Raw genomic sequence first — 21,091 nt, 5'->3', positions numbered from 1 at the left:
CTTACAGTCCGACGAAACGAAGAATGGACGCCGGGCCAAAAATCATGGCTGTCAGCCCGGAGCCCGCCAGAAAGGGCCCAAACGGCACATAGCCGCCTTCGCGCAAACCGCTGGAGAACTTCATGGCAATGCCAACAACGGCACCAATGACCGAGGCCATCAAAATGATGGGTACCAGTGCCTGCCAGCCGAACCAGGCCCCCAGTGCGGCAAACAGCTTGAAATCGCCGAAACCCATGCCGTCTTTGCCGGTGATCAGTTTGAAGGCCCAGTAGACCAGCCACAGCGACATATAGCCCGCCACCGCGCCCCAAACGGCGGCTGACAAGCCAACCGTGGTCCATTGCAGTGCGGCTGCAATGAGACCACTCCACAGCAAGGGCAAGGTGATGTCATCAGGCAAGAGCGTGGTGTCCCAGTCGATAAAGGCCAGGGCCAAAATCGCGGCGGCAAAGCCGCTCCAAACCAGGGCGGTAGCGGTGGCGCCCCAAGTCCAGGCGCAATAGAAAAACAGTGCGCCAGTCGCCAGTTCTACCAGCGGGTAGCGCAAGCTGATGGGGGTTGCGCAGGCGGAGCATTTGCCCCGCAAAAAAAGGTAACTCAGAACGGGAATATTTTCATACCAGCGGATTTGATGGTCACACTTGAGGCAGCGGGAGCGTGGCACCATCAAGTTAAAGGCTTTTGCGGCCGGTAAATCTTTGCCAGCCTGTTCAGCACACTCGGCTTTCCATTGGGCTTCAAGCATGAGGGGAAACCGGTAAATCACGACGTTAAGAAAGCTGCCGATCAGCAAGCCCAGAACGCTGAAAACGGTGGCGTCAAACCATGGCGAAACTTGCATCAAACCACCTGACCCAATTTGAAGATGGGCAGGTACATGGCCACCACAATACCGCCAATCACCGTACCCAAAATGACAATGATGATGGGCTCCATCAGGCTGGAAATGCCCGCCACCATGTCATCAACCTCGGCCTCATAAAAATCGGCCGCCTTGCCGAGCATGTGATCGATGGAACCCGATTCTTCACCGATCGAGCACATCTGCAAGACCATGGACGGGAAGAGATTGGCATTGGTCATGGCGACCGTCAGGGCGGTACCTGTTGACACCTCTTGCTGGATTTTGATGGTGGCCGCCTCATAGACATAGTTGCCAGCGGCGCCGCCTACCGAATCAAGTGCTTCCACCAAAGGCACGCCCGCGGCGAACATGGTGGACAGGGTTCGCGTCCAGCGGGCAATGCATGATTTATCAACCAACGTGCCAAAAATAGGCATTTTGAGCATAAGGCGATCCATGACGTGCTGCATTTTTTCGTTGCGTCGCCACGCTTGCATGAAAAAGTAGAAACCACCGCCAAGCCCCCCAAAAATCAGCCACCAATATTTGACGAAGATCTCACTGATGGCAATCACGACCAGCGTGGGGCCGGGGAGGTCGGCTCCAAAATTGGAAAACACTTCTTTGAAGGCCGGCACTACAAAAATCATGATCACGGCCGTGACGACAAACGCCACGATCAAGACGGAGATCGGGTACATCAGGGCTGACTTGATTTTGGACTTGATCGCCTCTGTTTTTTCCATGTAAACCGCAAGCCGGTCCAGCAATTGGTCCAAAATACCGGCTGATTCGCCGGCCTCGATCAGGTTGCAATAAAGGTTGTCGAAATACAGGGGGTACTTGCGAAAGGCAACGCTCAGGGAGGTGCCTGTTTCGACGTCGGTACGAATGTCGTTGAGCAGCTTGGTGACGCTGGCGTTCGGGTTGCCGCGTCCCACGATATCAAAGGCCTGCAGCAGGGGAACGCCCGCTTTCATCATGGTGGCGAGTTGGCGCGTGAAGATGGCCAGATCTTTGGGCTTGATGGATTTGCCACGGCCCATCCGGCGCTTCTTGATCTTGGTCGCCATCACCCCCTGTCGGCGCAAGGCGGCTTGCACCTGATTCTCGCCAGCTGCTCTTGTTTCGCCGCGCACTTGTTTGCCGTTGCGGTCTTTACCTTGCCATTCAAAGACAAACTCTTTGGTGCCTTTTGACTTTGCGGTTGCCATATGGTGCCTTGGATTGTTGGTTTATTCGTTGGTGACAGCGAGCACTTCTTCCAGAGAAGTCAGACCCATTTTGGCTTTGTGCAGGCCGGCCTGTCTGAGCGTGCGAACGCCTTCGCGCTGGGCTTGCTCTGCAATCTCCAGGGCGTTGCCATCGCGCAGAATGATGCGCTGGATTTCTTCACTGATCGGCATGACTTGGTAGAGGCCCACCCGTCCCTTGTAGCCGTTGTTGCACATGGAGCAACCAACGGCACGGTAGGAGACCCAGTTGTCATCCAGTTCATCCTCGGTGTAGCCGGCATCAAGCAATACCTTGTGGGGAATCTCGATCGGGGTTTTGCAGTTGGGGCAAAGGCGACGTGCCAAGCGCTGCGCCGAAATCAGGATCACGCTGGATGCGATGTTAAAGGGCGCAATGCCCATGTTGCGCATGCGTGTCAGCGTGGTGGGGGCGTCGTTGGTGTGAAGCGTGGAGAGCACCAGGTGACCGGTCTGCGCCGCCTTGATGGAAATATCAGCGGTCTCCAGGTCGCGGATTTCACCCACCATGATGATGTCGGGATCCTGACGCAGGAATGATTTGAGCGCCACCGCAAAAGTGAGCCCCGCTTTGTCATTGACATTGACCTGATTCACGCCCGGCAAGTTAATCTCGCACGGATCTTCGGCCGTGGCGATGTTGACGCCCGGTTTGTTCAGCAGGTTCAAGCAGGTGTACAACGAGACCGTTTTGCCCGAGCCAGTGGGCCCGGTGACCAAGATCATGCCGTACGGCCTGGTAATGGCTTGCATCATCCGTGCTTTTTCATCGGGTTCATAACCCAAGGCATCAATGCCCAACTTGGCACTGCTCGGGTCGAGGATCCGGATCACAATCTTTTCGCCGAACAGCGTAGGCAAGGTGCTGACCCGGAAGTCGATCACCCGGTCGGGTCCGATCTTCAGTTTCATCTTGCCGTCTTGGGGCACCCGTTTTTCCGAGATGTCCATTCTCGAAATAACCTTGATGCGCGATGCCAGCTTGTCTTTGATGGCAATCGGGGGCGAGGCGATTTCCCTGAGCTCGCCGTCAATCCGGAAGCGGACACGGTAATTGTGCTCATAGGGTTCAAAGTGCAAATCGGAGGCCCGCATGCTGAAGGCGTCCAACAGCATCTTGTGCAAAAATTTGACGACCGGGGCATCCTCAACTTCGGAAACCGTGGTCTCCGCGCTTTCCGCCACTAATTCTGCGGACGCTTCATCGAACTCGAACTCGCTGCCAATAATGTTGTCCATCGTTTCCGATGCGGTCGTGGCATTGGCCGTAACCAATTTCAGCAGCTTGTCGTATTCGGCGATAACCCAGTCAACCCCTAACTGCGAGGCAAACTTGATTTTTTCAGCGGCTTGTTGATCTGACGGGTCGGCGGTCGCCACAATCAGCCGGTTATTCCGCTTGCTCAAGACCACCACGCGATAGTCAAGGCAAATTTTCCCGTCCAGAAGGCCTTTGGGGAGGCGCTGAGGGTCAATGGCATCCAGATCAACCAGCGGGGCCGCAAAGGCGGAAGACATGGTGTGCGCCAGGTCAGCCGCCGAAACTACCCCGGAGCCTGTGAGTTCCGCGATAAAGCTGGTGCGGCCACGTTTGGCTTTGAGATAGATTTCTTCCGCTGACTTTTGTCCCAGTTTCCCCGCCAGAATAAGGGCACGGCCCAGTCCAGGAAGAGCGGTGGTGGAGGATTCAGGAGGAGTGGTTTCGACTGCGGCCATAGCCCGAGAATGTACTACGTCAGGAAGGGGCTTTGCGATTAATCGTCGTTTGGATGGGCAATGTAAATTGAAAGCGACGGACTTTGATCGCAGAAAGCAAAATGGGCTAGCTCGCCATCAGAGCTAACCCATTGATTTGTATGGTCGGAATGAGAGGAATTCCGACCAAATGGGCTTAACTTATTGAGAATACAAGTGTTTTTGGTTAATTTTCACGAAATTAATCACACCGATTGATCACACTTTGCCTAATCTTTAAGCGCTGTGGCTGATACACAAATTAAAGTCGCTCTGCGTGTGTCTGATAGCCTTGGAACTAGCCACACGCCAAGTCCATGAACGCGTCGAGGTCTTAATCAAATAAGTTGTCCATTTCACTCTGGGAAAGATTGTCGTCGCCGTCAGGGGCAGAGGCCACCACATCAGCAGTGCCATGTGCGGGATCAGAGTGATCTTCGCCATCGTTATGGTCGGGCGTGATTTCGTTATCGGGTGAGTTTTCAACCAGTTCAATGTGACTCGGGTCTACGCGAAACAAGCGAAGCACTTGATTGACGCCGTCCGACGGAAAATAAACCGTAGGTTTTCGAACGAGAGTGCTATCAGTTTGAGTTACACCGATGCGTCCCGCTAAACCTTGCCTATCGCGTGTTGTCAAGATGGACAAGCGCTCTTGCGTGAAACGTACTTTCGCATTCAATGGAAATGCAATGCTCATAGATCATTCTTATGGATAAACATCACGGCCATCTAGTCACCTAAAAATTTCAAGCAAAAGTGTTGATCTGAGTGCCCACTGACCCGTCTGTCGCCAAGGGCGGTTGTGGGAGAGCTTGCAACAATGTCATTGCTGCCGTAGCTTGAATGTCCAATGCTTTTTTCAATACCAAAATGTTCACACTGCCGGCGGTTTCACTCGAAGCAGCAGAGGTTGCTGCTTGTACTGAAGTTGTACTGGATATGTTCATAAATGGGCTTTCAAGATGGCTTCAATCGTATCTTTTTATCGACGGGAAACGGTTGAACTTGATCTTTGACTCAATGAACGAAATACCAAACCCCTAGTCCGATACCGCCGTACATCAATCCGGACCATGCCCCAACCTCAAAGTCTGTGGCTGATGGGATGCATGAAAACAGTGAGCAAGCCGTTAGGTATCCAGACGCAACCCAAATCAAGTAATTGGCAACCAGAAAAGTTGGCAGCATCCAATTCACGTATAACAGCCATCCGATACCGAGCATCAGCAAAGGCGCAAACGCAACGGGTGCGGCGTTCCAGATATTCAGATTGGTAAACCCAACCGAACCCAACACCCAAGTGTTCCCTTGTCGCTTGGGGAAGATTGAAAACGACTTAGGTTTGGCCAAAAGAACCAATCCCACCATCCCATGCAATGCTTCATGCATAACTGTCCCGGGCAGGCTGATCATTGCAAGCTGCCACTTCGAATACCGAATCGAGCGCAAGACGACTAACCAAGTCAGGATTAGAACAGCAGAAGCAATTGCTTCAGTCGTCAAGGGAAGGTTGTTTGCTTGGTGCATGCTGGGCAAATATAACAACTCGTAAATTTTTGCATTGTCTGGTGAAAGTTTCATCTGTCACTTGAAAAAACTGGATAGGTCACAGTACGAATAATTCGTCAGATGAGAATCAATTTGGTACCGCCGTTCGCTGAACATTGAATGACTGTTGACTGGGAATTTGAAAGTCGGCTTGCAGTCTCAAGCTGCCGCTTACATGGCAGTCAGCAATGCAGAGACGCCGTCGATTGAAATAGCGCAAAGATTCGCATCAACTCCAATGGAGAAATACCGTATCTGCTTAACAGTGCAAAGCAAACTGTCTTGATCGATATTTTTTACGTTGCTCGCTTATTGAATCCTGTGACTGACTGGAAAGAGGTTGTCTGGCTAACGCATCAAGTTGATCAACTTGATGGTTTAAAAAACCGCATTCAGATTCTTTCATCGACGCAACATTGTTAGTTTCTGCAGCAGGCTGCTGCATGACTACCAGTGGTTGGATTTTTGGTGTGGTTGGAATGAATGCCGGAGGTACTACGTGAGCAACATTTCCAGTGCTGACCGTCACGTAAGAGTTTGTCGAACCACTTGGGCATTTGCCGTCGGTAAAAGTGACTTGGCCATTGAGCAGGCACTTCGTAACCGTGTTGCGCGTATCCGGGACTGGTAATGCTGATCCTGCAGGGGCGTTTTGTTGGCTACTCTCAGTGGTTGACGGCACATTCTTTCCGTGACTCGTTGCAGTTTTCTTTTCTGGTGTCTCTACCTTGCTGCTTGGCATAATTTTATTTCTGGCTTCTTTGTAAGATTCCAGCCAAAGAAATGATTGGTACAGCAGAAAAAGCATCGTAGTCCAAGTTAGGACCATCCAGAGCATAGATCGAAAGGGATGGTTTTGAGTGAAATTTCGTTTTTCGAAAACCTCTGCATTTCGTTCATGCATGTAATCACGGTCTTCAAGACCCATGTCGAACTCCTCCCTTGCATCAAACTGGTTTTTATTGAATCAGTGTAGACGCAGCGCTTTGGCGCGCCGTGTAGAGGTGCTTAAAGAGAATGCATTCATCTCGGGATATCTGACGGCATCTGAAACGCGGGAATCACGAATAGCGGTTGGGACAATGGCGTGGCTAAGCTTAGCTTAGCTTTTGCCATGGTTGGGGTAACGAAGACAATCAGAGTCAAAAAACAAAATGGGCGAGCACTGTAAAAGTGCTCGCCCATTGATTTGTTTGGTCGGAATGAGAGGATTCGAACCTCCGACCCCTTCGTCCCGAACGAAGTGCGCTACCAGGCTGCGCCACATTCCGATATTTCTGTCACTGTGCGCACTCAGTTTTAATACTGGCGCTCAAGCAACTGAGTCGATAATTGTATCAAACACTCGGTGTGTGGTCCTGGCGGAAGTTGCCTGGCCGCGGCGCTGGCTCGTTGCGCTTCCTGTTTTGCGGCCAGCCGAGCAACGTCCAGTGCGCCCGTTGTTTTGACGATGCTCACGACCTCATCCAGCATTGCGACATCACCCGTCTCAATCGCCGTCTTGATGGTTTCCATCTGGCCCGAGGTGCCCCGTTGCATGGCGGCAATCAGGGGTAATGTGATTTTGCCTTCGCGCAGGTCATCACCCAGATTTTTCCCCATGACCTCAGCATCACCGGTGTAGTCAAGCAGGTCATCAATGACCTGAAAGGCGGTGCCGAGTGCTTGGCCATAAACAGCGCAAGCCTCTTCCATCGCAGGCGTGCTTCCCGCCAGGATTGCCCCGACCTTGGCACTGGCCTCGAATAATTTGGCGGTTTTGGAGCGGATGACCTGCAAGTAACCGGCCTCATCCAGGGCAGCGTTGTGCATGTTCATCAGCTGCATCACCTCACCTTCAGCGATGACGTTGGTGGCATCGGCCAGGACTTGCATGACGCGCATGTTCTGGGCATCAACCATCATCTGGAAGGCACGGGAATACAAAAAATCGCCCACCAGCACGCTGGCTGGGTTGCCGAAGGTTTCATTGGCGGTGGCGTTGCCCCGGCGCAAGGCAGAGTCGTCCACCACATCGTCGTGCAACAAGGTCGCGGTATGGATGAATTCCACCACGGCCGCCAGATTGAACCGCTGTTCGCCTCGATAGCCCAAAGCCCCGCTGGTCAGCAAGAGAAGTGCAGGCCTTAATCGCTTGCCGCCTGCGGCAATGATGTAGCGCGATACTTGGCCGATGAGGGGAACGCCAGAGTCCAGTCGGCGGGCGATGACTTGATCCACTTCGTGCATATCCTGCGCGATGATGGACATAGAAGGAGTGGGGCTTGAGGGATTGACTTGCAAAACAGATGACCAGTTGTGTGCGCGGATTATAGAAAGCTGAATGCGTTGAAATCTGGGCGAAGCGGCCCTGTTTGCTGTTAAAGGAACGCTGCGTTATAATTTAGGGCTCTGAGAAAATTCGTTCCCGGAGCTAAATTGAAGAGGTCAACATGTACGCGGTCATAAAAACCGGCGGCAAGCAATATCGAGTTGCAGCCGGCGAAAAAATTAAAGTAGAACAGATTGCTGCGGACGTAGGCCAAGAGATTGTGTTCAACGAGGTTTTGGCGGTCGGCAACGGCGCAGAGCTTAAAGTTGGTACTCCCTTGGTGTCCGGCGCAACGGTGAGTGTCACCGTTCTAGCACACGGCAAGCACGACAAGGTCAGCATTTTCAAAATGCGCCGTCGTAAGCATTACCAGAAACGTCAAGGGCATCGTCAACAGTTCACAGAACTGCTGATTGGTGCGATTGTTTCTTAAGAGGTAAGAGTCATGGCACAGAAAAAAGGCGGCGGCTCTACGCGAAATGGGCGCGATTCCAAGCCCAAAATGCTCGGTGTTAAAAAATTCGGTGGTGAGTTGATTGGCGCAGGCGCCATCATTGTTCGCCAACGTGGCACCAAGTTCCATCCCGGCGTCAATGTCGGTATTGGCAAGGATCACACGTTGTTTGCACTGGTCGACGGCAATGTGTCGTTTACCATCAAAGGTGCATTGAACAAGCACACGGTGAATGTTATCTCGGCTTAATTAGCCGGGGTTTCCCAATTAAGACCCTGCGCACGGCGCGGGGTTTTTCGTTTATAAAGCTGGAAATCATGAAATTCGTTGACGAAGCCTATATTGACGTCTCTGCGGGAGACGGCGGCGCTGGCTGCGTCTCGTTTAGGCATGAAAAATACAAAGAGTTCGGCGGGCCTAATGGCGGTGACGGTGGTCGTGGCGGCCATGTCTTTGCGGTGGCCGACCCGAATCTGAACACGCTGGTGGACTTCCGCTTTTCGCGGCGGCATCATGCCAAGCGCGGTGAGCACGGCATGGGCTCTGACATGTTTGGCGCGGCAGGCGACGACATCACCCTGAAAATGCCGGTGGGCACCATCATCACCGATGCCGAAACCGGTGAAGTGCTGTTTGAATTGATCACCCCGGGTGAAGTGATCACGATTGCCAAGGGTGGCGATGGTGGTTTTGGCAACATGCGTTTCAAGAGCGCCATCAACCGCGCACCACGGCAAAAAACTCCTGGTTGGCCGGGTGAAAAGCGCGAGCTCAAGCTTGAACTCAAGGTGTTGGCCGATGTGGGTTTGCTGGGCATGCCCAATGCCGGTAAATCTACGCTGATCTCTGCTATCTCCAATGCGCGTCCGCGCATTGCCGACTATCCGTTCACCACTCTGCACCCCAATTTGGGCGTCGTGCGTGTGGGGCCGGAACAGAGTTTTGTGGTGGCCGATTTGCCCGGTTTGATCGAAGGTGCGTCGGAAGGCGCAGGCCTGGGGCATCTTTTCCTGCGCCATTTGCAGCGTACGCGCTTGCTGCTGCATGTGATCGATATGGCCCCGTTTGACGAGGGTGTCGACATCGTCGCGCAAGCCAAGGCGATTGTGAATGAGCTGAAGAAATACGACCCGGCGCTGTACGCCAAGCCCCGCTGGCTGGTTCTCAACAAGCTTGACATGGTGCCGCTCGATCAACGTCCGGCGCTGGTCAAAGATGTTGTCAAACGCCTCAAGTTCAAGGGACCGGTGTTTGAGATTTCGGCGCTCACCCGCGAAGGCTGTGAGTCCCTGATCAAGATCATCTATCAGCATGTGAAGGCGGTGCAGAAGGCCGAGCAGACGCCCGAAGTCATCGATCCCCGTTTTGCGGTTGATCCCGAATAACGTAAAAACGCTATTTTATTTGTAGCGCCTTGCGCTTGATTGACGGGGGCTGCAGGCCATTATGACTATAGAAACTGCTTCGTTTGTATTGCGTGATGCCAGGCGCATCGTCGTCAAGGTGGGCTCCAGTCTGGTGACGGACGAAGGGCGCGGGCTGGATGAGGCGGCCATTGGTGAATGGTGCCGCCAGATGTCGCTGCTGGTGCGTGGCGGGCGTGAGGTCATCATGGTGTCCAGTGGCGCCATTGCGGAAGGCATGAAACGCCTGGGTTGGAGCAGTCGGCCACACGCTATTCATGAACTGCAGGCTGCCGCCGCCGTGGGGCAGATGGGGCTGGCGCATGTGTACGAAACCAAGCTGCGTGAAAACGGCCTGGGCAGCGCGCAGGTGCTGCTGACGCATGCGGACCTGGCCGACCGCGAGCGCTACCTGAACGCACGTTCGACTCTGCTGACGTTGCTCAAGCTGGGCGTGGTGCCGGTGATCAATGAAAACGACACGGTGGTCAACGACGAAATCAAGTTTGGTGACAACGACACCTTGGGCGCGCTGGTGGCCAATCTGGTGGATGCCGATGCCCTGGTCATTCTGACCGACCAAAAAGGACTTTTTACCGCTGATCCGCGCAAAGACGCCTCTGCCCAGTTTGTTCATGAGGCCAAGGCGGGCGACCCGGCGCTGGAGGCGATGGCCGGCGGTGCGGGATCCAGTCTGGGGCGCGGCGGCATGATCACCAAAATTCTGGCAGCCAAGCGGGCCGCCGGTTCCGGTGCCTCCACCGTGATCGCCTGGGGGCGTGAGCCGGACGTGCTGGTGCGCTTGAGCCAGGGTGAGCCGATTGGCACATTGCTGGTAGCGCAGACCCAAAAAATGCAGGCCCGCAAACAATGGATCGCCGATCATCTTCAGTTGCGTGGGTCGGTGACGGTTGATGATGGTGCGGTCGACAAGTTGCGCGACGAGGGCAAAAGCCTGCTGCCCATCGGCATGACGGCCGTTGACGGCGATTTTTCCCGCGGTGACGTGATTGCCATCCGGGATGCACTCGGCGCCGAGATGGCCCGCGGTTTGGCGAATTACGCCAGTGCCGAGGCACGCCTGATTTGCCGCAAGCCTTCCAGTGAATTTGAAAAACTACTGGGCTATGCCGCCGAGCCGGAAATGGTGCATCGGGACAATCTGGTGCTGACCCGGTAATACGCCCATTTCGGGCTGCGCCGTTAGGCTAGTTTTTCAAGGCTTTGACAATGTCCGCCACGGAATTGGCGGTGGTTGAGCCGCTGTCGCAGATTCCTTTTCTTGCCAGCACGAACGCATGCTTGGAGGGCCGGTTGTCACTCAGGCTTTCCCATTGCGGATCACGCACGGCCGACCATTGCCCGTTGGCGTTGTAGCGGGCATAAGTCTTCACTTCCCAGGTCGCGCAGCGAATTCCCTCGTACATCGCACCGATCGAGCCGGTCGCGTTGGCGGTGACCACCACATAGCGAACGATGCTGTCCGGGGTAATGATCAAAGTTGCCGGATCAACGCCAAACTTGAGCGTGACATAGTTCGGCATGTCCAGAGGAATCAGCTTGTCCTTGTTAAAGGCGGGCGGCGCGGGCGCTTCGGTTTCTTTCCAGTCGGGGTCGGTGACCACCTGGGCCGATGCACTCAATGCGGCCAGCGTCAGGCCAAGCCAGAATAGCTTTTTAATTTTCATGCGTCTTTACTGTGTATCAGGGCTGTAGCCACTCTGCGGATCGGGATCGAACGTGCCCCCGGGAGGGAGTTCGAAATTGGCACCTGGCATGGCCTCAAATGCCTGCTCTTGATCGAGCGGCCGCATGCCTTGCCGCAAGAAGCGGTTTCTGTGTTCGTTACGCGGTAGGTAGCGGGCCAACTCGGTCAACGCCATTTCGTAAACGCCGCGCTTGAACTCGACCACGGCATCGAGTGGCACCCAGTAGTCGTGCCAGCGCCAAGCATCGAACTCGGGGTGCTCGGTGGCGCGCAGGTTCAAATCCCAGTCGTGACCCACCAGTTGAAGCAAGAACCAGATTTGTTTCTGGCCTTTGTAATGGCCGCGCGCATCGCGGCGGATGTATCTGTCCGGCACCTCGTAGCGCAACCAGTCTCGGGTGCGGGCCACAATGCGAATATGCTCACGGAAGAGCCCCACTTCCTCGTGAAGTTCACGAACCATGGCCTGCTCGGGGGTTTCGCCCCGGTCAATGCCACCCTGCGGAAACTGCCATGAGTGTGTACGAATTCGCTTGCCCCAGAACACCTGATTTTTCTGGTTGAGCAGGACGATGCCGACGTTGGGCCTAAAGCCGTCCCGGTCAAGCATAATCAAACCCCAATTTTTAAACTTCGTCCATTATGCACAGCACGCGCTGGGCATCAAGGGGCGTAGCCCTTAGTTATTTCCCGGATATCTGCCATGAAAGCCTCCCAATTCTTTATTTCCACCCTCAAGGAAGCGCCAGCCGACGCCGAGGTGGTAAGCCACAAGCTGATGATGCGCGCCGGCATGATCAAAAAGCTTGGCGCCGGCATCTACAGCCTGATGCCGATGGGGCTGCGCGTTGTGCGCAAGGTGGAGCAAATCGTGCGTGAAGAGATGAACCGCGCCGGTGCGGTGGAGTTGAGCATGCCGGTGGTGCAACCCGCCGAACTCTGGGCCGAGACCGGTCGCTTCGAGAAGATGGGCCCCGAGATGCTGCGCATCAAGGACCGTCACGGGCGTGATTTTGTGATCCAGCCGACCAGCGAAGAAGTGGTGACCGACATCGCGCGCCAGGAAATCAAAAGTTACAAACAGTTGCCAAAGAACTTCTACCAGATCCAGACCAAATTTCGGGACGAACGCCGTCCGCGCTTTGGCCTGATGCGCGGGCGTGAATTCATCATGAAAGACGCCTACAGCTTTGACCGCGACCCGACCGCCGCCAAAGCCAGTTACCAGGTGATGGCGGCCGCGTACCGCCGAATTTTTGACCGTTTTGGCCTGACCTACCGTGCCGTGGCGGCCGACAGTGGCGCTATTGGTGGCGATCTGAGCGAAGAGTTTCAGGTGATTGCCGCCACCGGCGAAGATGCCATCGTCTATTGCCTGACCAGCGATTACGCCGCCAACATGGAGAAAGCCGAGGCCTTGGCGCCGCAATCGGCACGCTCCCTGCCGCTGCAGTCCATGACCAAAACCGCCACCCCGGGCAAGAGCACCTGCGCCGACGTGGCCGAACTGTTGAACCTGTCGCTGCAGCACACCGTTAAATCGCTGGTGCTGGCGACCGACACACTGAACAAGGAGGGCGAGATCGTCAAAAGCCAGGTCTGGCTGCTGCTGCTGCGCGGCGACCACGACATGAACGAAGTCAAGGTTGGCAAGCTGCCCGGTCTGGCTGAATTCCGTTTTGCCACCCTCACTGAAATTGAAGACCACTTTGGCTGCAAGCCCGGCTACCTGGGCCCGATTGGCTTGAAGAAGCCGCTCAATCTGGTGGTGGACCGCGACGTCGCCGTCATGAGTGACTGGATTTGTGGCGCCAATGAGCCTGATTTCCACATCACCGGCGTCAACTGGGGTCGCGATCTGCCGGAGCCGGCGCTGGTGGCAGACCTGCGCAACGTCGTGGCCGGTGACGCATCACCTGATGGCCAGGGCGTGCTGGCGATCGAGCGTGGCATTGAGGTCGGCCATGTGTTCTACCTCGGCACCAAATACAGCCAGGCCATGAATGCCACCTTTCTGGACGTCAATGGCAAACCCAGTTTCATGGAAATGGGTTGCTATGGCATTGGTATCACGCGTCTGCCGGCGGCGGCCATTGAGCAAAACCATGACGAGCGCGGCATCATCTGGCCGGACGCACTGGCGCCGTTCACCGTGGTGCTGTGCCCCATTGGCCCGGACCGCTTCCCTGATGTCAAAGCCGCTGCCGACAAGTTGTATGCCGAGCTGCTGGCGGCTGGTGTGGACGTGATCCTGGACGACCGCGGTGAGCGTCCTGGTGCGATGTTTGCCGACTGGGAGTTGATCGGTGTGCCGCATCGCGTCACCCTGGGTGACCGCGGCCTGAAAGACGGCCAGGTTGAATACCAGCATCGCCGCGACACGGCGGCAACGTCCGTTTCCTTCTCTGAAATTCTGGGCTTGCTCCAGTCCAAACTGGCGGTATGACCGCGTCACTGGTGACGGGCCTGGTCTCCCGGCGCACCAGCCTGGTGTCCCTGGTCGCCGGGCTGGGCGTGTTGTCCGTTCCTGAACTGGCGCAGGCCGGGCGCCAGATGGAGGAGCCCTTGGTGGACTCGGTGCGCAGCGCCTTGAGTTCGGCCATTGCCAACCATGCGCCGCCGGTGCCGGAGTTTCCGGATACCGAGTCGCGCCTCCAGTACCTGCGCTGGTTGGGCGGCCTGAGCGAGCGCCTCAAGCGACAAAAACCGGACTGGAACGTCCGCAAGGAATTCCTGCAAACCATCTGGTACGAAAGCCGGCGGGCCGGACTTGATCCGGCGCTGGTGTTGGGGCTGGTCCAGGTGGAAAGCAATTTCCGGAAATTTGCGGTGAGCAGTGTGGGGGCCCGCGGCTACATGCAGGTCATGCCGTTCTGGACGCGGGTGCTGGGAGATGGCGATGCCGGCAAGCTGTTTCACATGCAGACCAATCTGCGCTTTGGCTGTGTGATCTTGCGCCACTACCTGAACCGTGAGAACGGTGACTTGTTTCTGGCGCTGGGTCGCTACAACGGCTCACGCGGCAAGGCGCCGTACCCGAATGCCGTGTTCGGCGCCAAGCGGCGCTGGGAGTCGGTGACTTCCTGAACCGTCGAGGACAAGCTGCTGCAGCTTGGCGCTGCCAGCCGGCCCTGTCCCGACGGATCAAATGGCTCAGGCCTTGGCCGTCAGCGCCTGCTGCAGTTCGCCGTTCTCGTACATCTCCATCATGATGTCCGAGCCGCCAATGAACTCGCCCTTGACGTAGAGTTGCGGAATGGTCGGCCAGTTGCTGTAATCTTTAATGCCAGCGCGGATTTCGTCGTCTTCCAGCACATTGACGGTTTTCAGCGTCTTGGGGTCCACGCCACAAGCCTTCAAAATCTGGATGGCGCGGCCGGAAAAACCACACTGGGGGAAACTGGCGTTGCCCTTCATGAACAGCACCACTTCATTGGATTTCACCAGTTCGTCGATGCGTTTTTGTGCGTCACTCATGTCAATAGTCCTTGTATATAGATAACGCAATTATTTCACTTTCAGCCCCTTCGTTATGCCGTTAACCCTGACTGCGGAAGGGGTTGCGCTAGTGTGCTATGTAAATAATAGCTACTTGCGCATACATGACGGGGGCTGGAGGCTTATTTTATATAAATCGAGCATTTCTTCGGCCATCTGCGCCTTCCCCGAGATTGATCCGTCAAGGCCTCCGTAGGGCCGGCGGATAATCACCGTTCCAACTCAAATACATCTATGAAAATCGAAAAAAACACCGCCGTCACCTTGCTGTACAAGGTGGCCGACACCGCTGGCAAACTGCTGGAGCAAAGTACGGAACCCATGGTCTACCTGCATGGCGGCTACGACAACACGTTCCCGAAGGTGGAGGCCGCGCTGGAAGGGCAAGTGCCGGGCTTCCAGGTCACGCTTGACTTGGCGCCGCAAGACGCCTTTGGCCTGCGCAACGAGAGCCTGGTGCAGACGATTCCCAAGACCCAGTTTCCAGCCGGCGTCAAGGTCGGCGGGCAGCTCCAGAGCCAGGGGGCGGATGGACACGCCCAGTTGTTCACCGTGATGAAGATCAAGGGCGACAAGGTCCTGCTGGACGGTAACCATCCGTTGGCGGGCAAGGCCTTGCGCTTTTCCGTCACCGTCACGGACGTGCGTGCGGCCAGTGAGGAAGAAGTTGCGCACCGTCACGTGCATGGCGCACACGGACACCACCACTGATCGCTGACAGCCCGGTCAGGCCTGTGGCCGCTGTCCACCGCTGCAGCGTTCAATGCCACTGAGGTCTTGCCGCGACTGGACATGGCGGAAGCCGGCCGCCCGCAACAAGTCACGCACCGCTGCAGCCTGGTCGTAGCCATGCTCCAGCAGCAGCCAGCCGCCAGCCAGCAAGCAGGCCGGGGCTTGGGTGATGATCTGACGAAGGTCGTCCAGACCGTCATCACCACTGGCCAGCGCCTGCAGTGGCTCGTGGGTGAGGGCGCTCAGGTGCTCGTCCTGCGCGGCGATGTAGGGCGGGTTGGAGACGATCGACTGGAACTTGCCCGCGACGCCCGCCAGCCATGAACCTTGTTGAAACTGAACGTCGAGGTTCAGGCGCTGGGCATTGGCGCGCGCTACGGCCAAGGCGTCGTCGCTGTAATCAATGGCGCGCACGGTCAGATCAGGCCGGGTTGCTTTGAGTGCCAGCGCAATGGCGCCGCTGCCGGTGCCAAGGTCGAGCACGGTGGTATCGGTCAACTGACCGGTGGCTGGTGCCAGCACTTCCAGCGCCCAGTCCACCAGCGTTTCGGTGTCTGGCCGGGGCACCAGCACGCGGGCGTCTACCCGCAGGTCCAGACCGTAAAACTCCTTGTGACCGGTGATGTAGGCCAGCGGTTCACCGGCAGCGCGACGTTGCACGCAGGTGTCAAATGTCGCCCGCTGCGCAGGTGACAGCGCGTCGGTGTCATGGGCCAGCAACCAGGCCCGGTCATGGGCGGGCTTGCCCAGCACATGCAACAGCAGTAACTGGGCATCGAGCCGGTCCAGACCGGTTGCCACGGCGGTGGCGATGGCCTGCGCCACGCACAGGTCTGGAGCGCCTGGCCGGTTCATGTTCGCGCTGATTGCAGACATGGGCGTTCTGGACGTATGCTGTCAGCCTGAATGAATGAAGTTACAAGGGTCAACATGCACAGTTCACCAGTGAAATTTTTGATCGTGATCGATTCGGGTGGTTCCATGGTCGCCCGCCTGTTCGATGCGAAGCGGCTCCACGTCATTGACATGGACGCTTCGACCGAAGATGTGGTGGCGACGACCGACGGCATCGTCCCGGCGCACAGTGGTGCTGCACCGGAGTGGGACCAGGCGCTGGCGGGGCACAGCGCGGCGGAACGCGCAGCCGCGCAGGTCTATACGCTGGAGGTCTAGGGCGGCGGTCTTCATGCGGCGCCCACTTCCAGCGCCGCCAGTTGCTCGGCCGCTTCATAGGCCTGCAGCGCCTCCACCACGTCGTCCAGATCGCCTTCCATGATGTACAGCAATTTGTACAGCGTGAGGTTGATGCGGTGGTCGGTCAGGCGGCCCTGCGGAAAGTTGTAGGTGCGGATGCGGTCGCTGCGGTCGCCGGTGCCAATCAGGCCCTTGCGCTCGGCGGCGTCTTTGGCGGCGCGCTCGGAGCGGTCTTTTTCATGGATGCGGGCGGTCAGCACTTTGAGCGCCTGCGCCTTGTTGCTGTGCTGGCTGCGACCTTCCTGGCATTCGGCCACGATGCCGGTGGGCAGGTGGGTGATGCGCACCGCCGAGTCGGTCTTGTTGATGTGCTGGCCGCCGGCGCCGCTGGCGCGGTAGGTGTCGATGCGCAGGTCAGACGGGTTGATGGAAATAGCCACCGCCTCGTCCGGCTCGGCCAGCACCGCCACCGTGCAGGCGCTGGTGTGGATGCGGCCCTGCGTCTCGGTGGTGGGCACGCGCTGCACCCGATGGCCGCCCGACTCGAACTTGAGCGCGCCATACACATTCTCGCCTTCGATCCGGATCACCACCTCTTTGTAGCCGCCCAGTTCGCTGGCCGACTCGCTGATGATCTCGGCCTTCCAGCCGCGCCGTTCGCAGTAGCGCGTGTACATGCGCAGCAAATCGCCGGCAAACAGGGCCGATTCATCACCGCCGGTGCCGGCCCGGATTTCCATGAAGGCGTTGCGGGCGTCGTCCGGATCTTTCGGCAGCAGCATGCGTTGCAGTTCGTCTTCGAGTTGCTGCAGTTCGGTCGTGGCGCCGTCGATTTCTTCTTGCGCCATTTCTTCCATGTCGGCGTCGCCGGCCGAACTTTTCAGCAGGTCCTGCGCCGCGGCCAAGTCGGCTTCCCGCTGGAGATAGCGCGTCCAGCGGGTGGTGACGGCCGAGACATCGGTGTGCTCGCGCGACAGCAGCAGGAACTGTTTCATGTCTTTCATGATGTCCTCGCGCGAGAGCAAGAATTCAAGTTCGCCCAGCCGGTCGGCGTAGCGTACAAGTTGTTGGCGGAGAAAAGGTTTCATCAGGTGAGTTCCAGTTTGCAATCGAGCAACGTGAGTGCCGATCGCATCTTGTCGGGGCGGTCATCGCGGCGCGAGCCGGGAATCAGGGGGTGGCAGGTAGACCCCGGACTGGGCCCGGATGACTGGCTGCGCGGTGGTGGTCAGTCAAAGCTCGACCAGTGCGAGCTCCAAGAGGCCGGCAGGGCAGCGTCGCTAACGTTCTTTGCGTAAAAAGAAGTGCTGAATGGCGGCGCTGGCCCGCTCACGCGCGCTGGCGTCGCCGGTATGCAATTCGGCCATGGCGCCGTGCAGCATTTTTTGCGTCAGCCCTTTGGAGAGCACTTCCAGCACGGCGTCGACGTCCTCGCCTTTGGCCAGCAGTTTGCGGGCGCGGGCCAATTCGGCCGCACGCCACTGGTCGGCCTGGGCATTGAGTTGCTGAATCAGCGGCACCGAACTGCGCTGGTCGACCCAGTGCATGAAGCTCTGCACGCCGGCATCCACAATGGCTTCGGCCTGCGCCACCGCCGCCTGGCGGCTGGCCTGCGCGGTTTGCACCACGCCGGCCAGATCGTCCACCGTGTACAGGTAGACGTCTTCCAGCGCTTTGACTTCGAGCTCAATGTCGCGCGGCACGGCCAGATCGACCATGAACATGGGGCGCCGTTTGCGCCGCTTCAGGGCCCGCTCCACCGCGCCCAGACCAATGATGGGCAGGGTGCTGGCGGTGCAGCTGATGACGGCGTCAAACTCGTGCAGCCGTTCCGGCAAGTCGGCCAGACGCATGACCTCAGCCCCAAAACGGCTGGCCAGCTTTTCGCCGCGTTCCAGCGTGCGATTGGCAATGGCGATGGTTTTGGGTGATTTGGCGGCGAAGTGGGTGGCGCAGAGTTCGATCATCTCGCCGGCACCGACAAACAAAATATTCACCTGGCCCAGGTCTTCAAACAGCTGCCCGGCCAGGCGCACCGCGGCGGCAGCCATGCTGATGGAGTGGGCGCCGATTTCGGTCGAGGTGCGCACTTCCTTGGCGACGGCAAACGAGCGCTGGAACAACTGGCTCAGCGTGGTGCCCAGCGAACCGGCAGCCTCGGCGGCACGGACGGCGTCTTTCAGTTGCCCCAGAATTTGCGGTTCGCCCAGCACCATCGAGTCCAGTCCGCTGGCGACCCGAAAGGCGTGGCGTGCGGCAAAACCGTCTTCCAGGGTGTAAGAGTGGGCGCGCAGCAGGCTGGAGGAGATGCCGCCGGAGTGGGCCAGCCAGTCCAGCGTGTGCTCCAGCTCGGGTTTTTCACCGGCGCAATAAATCTCGGTGCGGTTGCAAGTGGAGATCAGCGCCGCCTCCGGCTGGCGTGCCAGCGACGCACGTAAGCCGCGCAAAGTTGGCTCGATTTGATCGAGTGCGAACGCAAAACGACCGCGCAGATCGAGCGGCGCGGTCGTGTGATTGATACCTAAAGCCCAGACTGCCATATACGGATTATAAAATCAGCTTGCGTTGACAACTATTCACACACTTTTCATTTTCGTAAAGATAGGCATTGATGGGCCCGCTTGACCTCTTGAATCATTTGCTGAATTTCGTGGCCCCGGCGCTCTGGATCGCCGTGCTGGTGACGCTGGTGGCTCGAATATTTATAAAAAAAGTGCCTGCAGCCCCCGTGCTATGGGCGCAAGTAGCTATTAATTTCATAGTGGGTGTGGTGGTGCTCGGGCTTGGCCTGTTGTTTTTTGGGAATGACGGCAAGATGGCCAGCTACGCCGGCCTGGCGCTGTTGTGCGCCACCAGCCAGTGGGTCATGCTGCGCGGCTGGCGTTGAACTGTTGGCGGGTCTTGGCCACAATATTTTCGGCTGATTGATCTGGATCAGCGGTGCCAGTGCCGGTGTCGCTACGCTCTCCGATCCAATCATAAAACCGGAGACACCATGAAATTTCCTACCTTGCTGGCCGCCCTTGTCTTGGCCAGTGGCCTGGCCTCAGCCGTTCACGCGGCCGACCCTGAGTACCTGCGCATCATCGGCACCGACACCAAATTTGTGGCGAAAAATGCCAAAGGAGAAGAAACCGTGATCACCCGCGTGATGACGCCGTGCGCCAAAAACAAGGGTTGGATCCAGGCGATGGTGCCGGTGGCGGGCGTGCATCCGGTGGGCGAGATCGAAGTTCTCAACGCCATGAATGACCGCGATGCCCTGCTGGTGGACATGCGCGAGCCGGAAGACCGTGCCAACGGCACCATCGCCGGCTCGATGCACATTGTGTACACCGAAGTAGCCGGTCGCCTGAACGAACTGGGCTGCAGCAAGACCGCAGGCAAGTGGGATTGCAGCAAGGCCAAGAAGGTCTACGCTTTTTGCAACGGCCCGGCCTGCCCGCAAAGCCCGGGCGCGATCGTGGCCATGACGCGCGAAGGTTTTCCGGCTGACCGCATCTATTACTACCGTGGCGGCATGCTGGACTGGGCCGCGCTGGGCTTCCCGGTCGTTAAAGGCGACTTTTAAGCGTCAAACGCGCCGGGTGCAAAAAAATCCACCCGGTCGGTGATGATGCCGTCTGTGCCGAGGCCGATCAACCGCTGGGCCTCCGATTCGTCGTTCACGGTGTAACTCAACGTCCGAAAGCCCGCGCTTTGGGCTTGCGTCACGCTGGACTGGTCCCACAAGGCGTGATCGCAGACGATGGCGACACATCCCAGTGTGCGGGCGGTCTCCAGCCAGCCTAGCCACAGCGATTCCAGCAACAGGCCGCGCGGCAAATGCGCTTGCGCAGCGCGGGCCGCCTCCAGCGCTTCCGGGTCGAAGGAGGTCAACAGTGGTGGCACTGCCGCACCTTGCCAAAGGCGGGCGACGGCGTTCGCCACCACCTCACCCGTCTGGCGCTCCAGCCCGGGCGTGGGTTTGATTTCAAGGTTTAAAAAATAGCCGTTGTGTCGGCAGAAGCGGGCTATGTTCTCCAGGCAGGGCAGCGGTTCGCCGGCAAAGGCCGGGGCGTGCCAGTTGCCGGCGTCGAGTTGCGCCAAGGTGCGCCAGTCGTGGTCGCCAGCGACAGGGCTGGCCGCCGCACCCAGCAGGTCGGGGCCATTGGTGGTGCGGGTGAGCGTGTCGTCGTGCAGCAGGAAGGGAATGCCGTCGGCACTCAGCTTGACGTCGCACTCAAACATGCGGTAGCCGTGGCTGGCCCCCAGGCGAAACGCGGCCAAGGTGTTTTCGGGCGCCAGTTTGCCGGCCCCCCGGTGGGCAATCCAGCGAGGGTAGGGCCAGTTGTCAAAAGTAATGGGCATAAGCAGCTGGGGTTTGATCGGTAAAAACGGGTCTGGCCATTGAGCCACAGATTAAA

Annotated in this window: 25 protein-coding genes and 1 tRNA gene; 10 read left to right on the top strand and 16 right to left on the bottom strand. The window is 57.6% G+C overall.

What is annotated here, in order from left to right; genetic code table 11:
- Position 1 precedes the first annotated feature (1 nt).
- From HHJ17_RS01700 to HHJ17_RS01660, 9 genes are all read right to left on the bottom strand, one after another.
- Entirely contained in the window at positions 2 to 844 is an 843-nt protein-coding gene (locus HHJ17_RS01700; protein WP_296500452.1) for an A24 family peptidase, read from the bottom strand.
- Positions 844 to 2,061 carry a type II secretion system F family protein gene (locus tag HHJ17_RS01695; protein ID WP_296500451.1) on the bottom strand — a complete coding sequence of 406 codons (1,218 nt, stop codon included), beginning with the start codon at positions 2,059 to 2,061 and terminating at the stop codon, positions 844 to 846. The genes HHJ17_RS01700 and HHJ17_RS01695 overlap by 1 nt, the downstream gene beginning before the upstream one ends.
- Positions 2,062 to 2,082: 21 nt before the next feature.
- The gene (pilB, locus tag HHJ17_RS01690; RefSeq protein WP_296500450.1) at positions 2,083 to 3,816 is read right to left on the bottom strand and encodes a type IV-A pilus assembly ATPase PilB; all 1,734 of its coding nucleotides are present in this window, start codon (positions 3,814 to 3,816) and stop codon (positions 2,083 to 2,085) included.
- 352 nt (positions 3,817 to 4,168) lie between these two features.
- Positions 4,169 to 4,534, bottom strand: coding sequence for a hypothetical protein (locus HHJ17_RS01685; RefSeq protein WP_296500448.1), 366 nt, complete (start codon positions 4,532 to 4,534; stop codon positions 4,169 to 4,171).
- Between the two features lie 49 nt (positions 4,535 to 4,583).
- Positions 4,584 to 4,784 (bottom strand): YjfB family protein, encoded by a 201-nt coding sequence (locus HHJ17_RS01680; RefSeq protein ID WP_296500446.1) that lies wholly within the window; start codon positions 4,782 to 4,784, stop codon positions 4,584 to 4,586.
- A gap of 70 nt (positions 4,785 to 4,854) precedes the next feature.
- Positions 4,855 to 5,418 (bottom strand): hypothetical protein, encoded by a 564-nt coding sequence (locus HHJ17_RS01675; RefSeq protein ID WP_296500443.1) that lies wholly within the window; start codon positions 5,416 to 5,418, stop codon positions 4,855 to 4,857.
- Between the two features lie 226 nt (positions 5,419 to 5,644).
- A complete protein-coding gene (locus HHJ17_RS01670; protein ID WP_296500441.1) occupies positions 5,645 to 6,313 on the bottom strand; it encodes a hypothetical protein in 669 nt (222 codons plus the stop codon).
- A gap of 266 nt (positions 6,314 to 6,579) precedes the next feature.
- Positions 6,580 to 6,656: transfer RNA gene (locus HHJ17_RS01665), tRNA-Pro, on the bottom strand.
- A gap of 28 nt (positions 6,657 to 6,684) precedes the next feature.
- On the bottom strand, positions 6,685 to 7,635 hold the full coding sequence (locus tag HHJ17_RS01660) for a polyprenyl synthetase family protein (protein WP_296500438.1): 951 nt from the start codon (positions 7,633 to 7,635) through the stop codon (positions 6,685 to 6,687).
- A gap of 182 nt (positions 7,636 to 7,817) precedes the next feature.
- On the opposite strand from HHJ17_RS01660, the gene rplU reads away from it, so the two are divergent.
- The 4 genes from rplU to proB all read left to right on the top strand — a co-directional run bounded on the left by rplU (position 7,818) and on the right by proB (position 10,733).
- A complete protein-coding gene (gene rplU / locus HHJ17_RS01655; RefSeq protein ID WP_296500436.1) occupies positions 7,818 to 8,129 on the top strand; it encodes a 50S ribosomal protein L21 in 312 nt (103 codons plus the stop codon).
- A 12-nt stretch (positions 8,130 to 8,141) separates the two neighbouring features.
- Positions 8,142 to 8,399: a 50S ribosomal protein L27 gene (gene rpmA / locus HHJ17_RS01650; RefSeq protein ID WP_296500434.1), complete on the top strand. Its 258-nt coding sequence runs from the start codon at positions 8,142 to 8,144 to the stop codon at positions 8,397 to 8,399.
- A 68-nt stretch (positions 8,400 to 8,467) separates the two neighbouring features.
- Positions 8,468 to 9,535, top strand: a complete 1,068-nt coding sequence (gene cgtA, locus HHJ17_RS01645) for an Obg family GTPase CgtA (protein WP_296500432.1) — start codon at positions 8,468 to 8,470, stop codon at positions 9,533 to 9,535.
- 61 nt (positions 9,536 to 9,596) lie between these two features.
- Positions 9,597 to 10,733, top strand: coding sequence for a glutamate 5-kinase (gene proB, locus HHJ17_RS01640; RefSeq protein ID WP_296504812.1), 1,137 nt, complete (start codon positions 9,597 to 9,599; stop codon positions 10,731 to 10,733).
- A gap of 28 nt (positions 10,734 to 10,761) precedes the next feature.
- On the opposite strand, the gene HHJ17_RS01635 is transcribed toward proB, so the two are convergent.
- Together HHJ17_RS01635 and HHJ17_RS01630 are read right to left on the bottom strand one after the other, a co-directional pair.
- On the bottom strand, positions 10,762 to 11,241 hold the full coding sequence (locus HHJ17_RS01635) for a CNP1-like family protein (protein WP_296504810.1): 480 nt from the start codon (positions 11,239 to 11,241) through the stop codon (positions 10,762 to 10,764).
- A gap of 6 nt (positions 11,242 to 11,247) precedes the next feature.
- Positions 11,248 to 11,871, bottom strand: a complete 624-nt coding sequence (locus HHJ17_RS01630) for an RNA pyrophosphohydrolase (protein WP_296504809.1) — start codon at positions 11,869 to 11,871, stop codon at positions 11,248 to 11,250.
- A gap of 93 nt (positions 11,872 to 11,964) precedes the next feature.
- Here HHJ17_RS01630 and HHJ17_RS01625 point away from each other — a divergent pair, with 93 nt between their 5' ends.
- Entirely contained in the window at positions 11,965 to 13,707 is a 1,743-nt protein-coding gene (locus tag HHJ17_RS01625) for a proline--tRNA ligase (RefSeq protein WP_296500424.1), read from the top strand.
- Positions 13,704 to 14,348 carry a lytic transglycosylase domain-containing protein gene (locus HHJ17_RS01620; RefSeq protein WP_296500421.1) on the top strand — a complete coding sequence of 215 codons (645 nt, stop codon included), beginning with the start codon at positions 13,704 to 13,706 and terminating at the stop codon, positions 14,346 to 14,348. The genes HHJ17_RS01625 and HHJ17_RS01620 overlap by 4 nt, the downstream gene beginning before the upstream one ends.
- Before the next feature lie 66 nt (positions 14,349 to 14,414).
- Here HHJ17_RS01620 and grxD read toward each other — a convergent pair whose 3' ends face one another.
- Positions 14,415 to 14,738: a Grx4 family monothiol glutaredoxin gene (gene grxD, locus HHJ17_RS01615; RefSeq protein ID WP_296500419.1), complete on the bottom strand. Its 324-nt coding sequence runs from the start codon at positions 14,736 to 14,738 to the stop codon at positions 14,415 to 14,417.
- 255 nt (positions 14,739 to 14,993) lie between these two features.
- Between grxD and HHJ17_RS01610 the strand changes: the two genes are divergently transcribed.
- Entirely contained in the window at positions 14,994 to 15,470 is a 477-nt protein-coding gene (locus HHJ17_RS01610) for a peptidylprolyl isomerase (protein WP_296500417.1), read from the top strand.
- A gap of 15 nt (positions 15,471 to 15,485) precedes the next feature.
- On the opposite strand, the gene prmC is transcribed toward HHJ17_RS01610, so the two are convergent.
- Complete coding sequence (gene prmC, locus HHJ17_RS01605; RefSeq protein ID WP_296500415.1) at positions 15,486 to 16,367, bottom strand: peptide chain release factor N(5)-glutamine methyltransferase; 882 nt, start codon at positions 16,365 to 16,367, stop codon at positions 15,486 to 15,488.
- A 54-nt stretch (positions 16,368 to 16,421) separates the two neighbouring features.
- On the opposite strand from prmC, the gene HHJ17_RS01600 reads away from it, so the two are divergent.
- Positions 16,422 to 16,664: a hypothetical protein gene (locus HHJ17_RS01600; RefSeq protein ID WP_296500413.1), complete on the top strand. Its 243-nt coding sequence runs from the start codon at positions 16,422 to 16,424 to the stop codon at positions 16,662 to 16,664.
- An 11-nt stretch (positions 16,665 to 16,675) separates the two neighbouring features.
- On the opposite strand, the gene prfA is transcribed toward HHJ17_RS01600, so the two are convergent.
- Together prfA and hemA are read right to left on the bottom strand one after the other, a co-directional pair.
- Positions 16,676 to 17,773 (bottom strand): peptide chain release factor 1, encoded by a 1,098-nt coding sequence (gene prfA, locus HHJ17_RS01595; RefSeq protein WP_296500411.1) that lies wholly within the window; start codon positions 17,771 to 17,773, stop codon positions 16,676 to 16,678.
- Between the two features lie 192 nt (positions 17,774 to 17,965).
- Complete coding sequence (gene hemA, locus HHJ17_RS01590) at positions 17,966 to 19,225, bottom strand: glutamyl-tRNA reductase (protein ID WP_296500409.1); 1,260 nt, start codon at positions 19,223 to 19,225, stop codon at positions 17,966 to 17,968.
- A gap of 71 nt (positions 19,226 to 19,296) precedes the next feature.
- Between hemA and HHJ17_RS01585 the strand changes: the two genes are divergently transcribed.
- Together HHJ17_RS01585 and HHJ17_RS01580 are read left to right on the top strand one after the other, a co-directional pair.
- On the top strand, positions 19,297 to 19,572 hold the full coding sequence (locus HHJ17_RS01585; RefSeq protein WP_296500408.1) for a hypothetical protein: 276 nt from the start codon (positions 19,297 to 19,299) through the stop codon (positions 19,570 to 19,572).
- A 108-nt stretch (positions 19,573 to 19,680) separates the two neighbouring features.
- Entirely contained in the window at positions 19,681 to 20,256 is a 576-nt protein-coding gene (locus HHJ17_RS01580; protein WP_296500407.1) for a rhodanese-like domain-containing protein, read from the top strand.
- Here the strand turns inward: HHJ17_RS01580 and ugpQ are convergent.
- Entirely contained in the window at positions 20,253 to 21,035 is a 783-nt protein-coding gene (gene ugpQ / locus HHJ17_RS01575; protein WP_296500406.1) for a glycerophosphodiester phosphodiesterase, read from the bottom strand. The two genes, HHJ17_RS01580 and ugpQ, sit on opposite strands and share 4 nt — an antisense overlap.
- Positions 21,036 to 21,091 lie beyond the last annotated feature (56 nt).

The organism is Rhodoferax sp. (assembly GCF_012927445.1).
GTDB lineage: Bacteria > Pseudomonadota > Gammaproteobacteria > Burkholderiales > Burkholderiaceae_C > Rhodoferax.
The sequence above is the reverse complement of the archived record's forward strand: the minus strand, read 5'-3'. Positions and strand labels throughout refer to the sequence as shown.